Annotated in this window: 1 protein-coding gene; it reads left to right on the top strand. The window is 66.2% G+C overall.

Annotation, left to right across the window (positions count from 1 at the left end):
- Positions 1-1974: type VI secretion system Vgr family protein (locus EYW47_RS40545; protein WP_133200408.1), on the top strand; the 1974-nt coding region annotated here is incomplete at its 5' end.
- Positions 1975-2155 lie beyond the last annotated feature (181 nt).

Here is a 2155-nt window from a genome sequence, read left to right as displayed (position 1 = left end):
GCTGACATGATGCACAACGTTACCGCGACCTTGCCGCCCGGCTTCGAGACACTGAGCTTTCGCTCGCTCAAAGGCACCGAGAGGCTCTCGACCCTTTACACCTTCGATGTACAAATGGTCAGCCCCAGCGCCGACCTCGATCTGAACGCGCTGACCGGCAAGCCGCTCAATCTGAGCATCGCCACGCCGGCCGGCCCCCCGCGCTACCTCGGCGGGCACATCGTGCGCTGCGAGTTTGCCGGCCGTGAATCCGATACCTCGCGCAGCTACGTCTACGCCCTCACCCTGCGCCCCTGGCTCTGGTATCTCACCCGGACCGTCGACTGCCGCATCTTCCAGAACCTGGCCGCCCCCGACATCGTGCGCCAGGTCCTGCAGACCTACGGCTTCGCCGTCGAGACGCGCCTCGCCGCACGCTACCGCACCTGGGACTACTGTGTGCAGTACCAGGAAAGCGACTTCGCGTTCATCAGCCGCATGATGGAGCGCGAGGGCATCTACTACTACTTCCGCCACGAGGCCGACCAGCAGGTGCTCGTGCTCATCGACGACATCGCCTCGCACGATCCGCTCGCCCTCTACCCCACGCTGCCCTGGCTCGCCTCCGACCACCTCGTGCGCCCGGACGAAGTCGGCGTGCAGGACTGGCGACCCGCCGTCGAGCTGCGCTCCGGCATCTTTGCCGTGAACGACCACGACTTCCGCAAGCCACGCGCCGATGTCTCGCAGCGCCGCGCCAACCCGCTCGGCAACGATCACGCCGGCTACGCGAAATACGACTGGCAGGCCGGCTACATCAACGCCGACGAGGGCGAGCGCTACGCCACCGTCCGGCTCGAAGAGGAGCAGGCTGGCCACGCCCAGAGCCGCGGCAGCACCCATGCGCGCACCATGGCGCCGGGCTACATCGTCACGCTCGAAGGCTGCCCGCGCAGCGCCGACAACGTCGCGAACCTGATCGTCGCGGTCACGTACCGGCTCCAGGAAGGCGGCTATGCCAGCGGCAGCAGCGAGGCGCACTACGACTTCGACTTCGTCGTGCAGCCCAGCTCGCTGCCCTGGCGCGCGCCGAGCGTCACGCCCGTGCCGAGAGCCACCGGCCCGCAGACCGCCATCGTGGTCGGTCCTGCCGGCGAGACGATCTGGACCGACGAGTACGGCCGCGTGAAGCTGCAGTTCCGCTGGGACCGCTATGGCCAGGGCGACGAGAACAGCTCGTGCTGGGTGCGCGTATCGAGCGCCTGGGCCGGCACCGAGTTCGGTGCCCTGCAGGTGCCGCGCATCGGCCAGGAAGTCGTCGTCGACTTCCTCAACGGCGAGCTCGACCGCCCGCTCGTCACAGGTCGCATCTACAACGCCGAGCAGATGCCGCCGTTCAGCTTGCCGGGCGCAGCCACGCAAAGCGGCATCGTCACGCGCACGCCCGGCGGCACCACGGCCAACGCCAACATGCTGCGCTTCGAGGACAAGGCCGGCGCCGAGCAGGTGCTGCTGCACGCCGAGCGCAATCTCGACATCGCCGTCGAGAACAATGCGACGCACACCGTCGGCGGCGACAAGACCACGACGATCGACGGCAACTCGACCACGACCATCAACGGCAACTCGATCACTCAGGTCAACGGCAATTCGATCTCGCAGATCAACGGCAACCAGGTCGGCGAGATCAACGGAAACGCGCTGACGGTGGTCGCCGGCACGTCATCGACGATCGTGTTCGGCAACAACCTGATCGGCACCATCGGATCCCAGGAACTGCTGAACACGAACCAGCTCATCGGCGCCATCGTCCAGGAATTCGTGGTCGGCCAGCAATTGACGGCCATCGGATCGACGTTTGGCGTCGTAGGCGTGAGCGGTCTGGCGGCCGGCGTCCAGATGGGCATGACAGGCGTCAGAGTCAGCAAGGTCTCCACCGCCGTGGACTCGATCGATACGTCGGTGACGCATGTCGGCTGCTCCTGCAAGTTCTGACGCACCGGCGACGCCATGAACCTCATCAAACCCATGACCGCCGGCATCGCACCCCACCGATGCAGATTCGATCGCCGGCGCATCACCCCGATCCCCCTTCCCCCAACAACCCGTTAGAGGCGCTGACATGATGCACAACGTTACCGCGACCTTGCCGCCCGGCTTCGAGACACTGAGCTTT

The organism is Paraburkholderia silviterrae, from assembly GCF_004353915.1.
GTDB classification, from domain to species: Bacteria; Pseudomonadota; Gammaproteobacteria; order Burkholderiales; family Burkholderiaceae; genus Paraburkholderia; species Paraburkholderia silviterrae.
The sequence above is the reverse complement of the archived record's forward strand: the minus strand, read 5'-3'. Positions and strand labels throughout refer to the sequence as shown.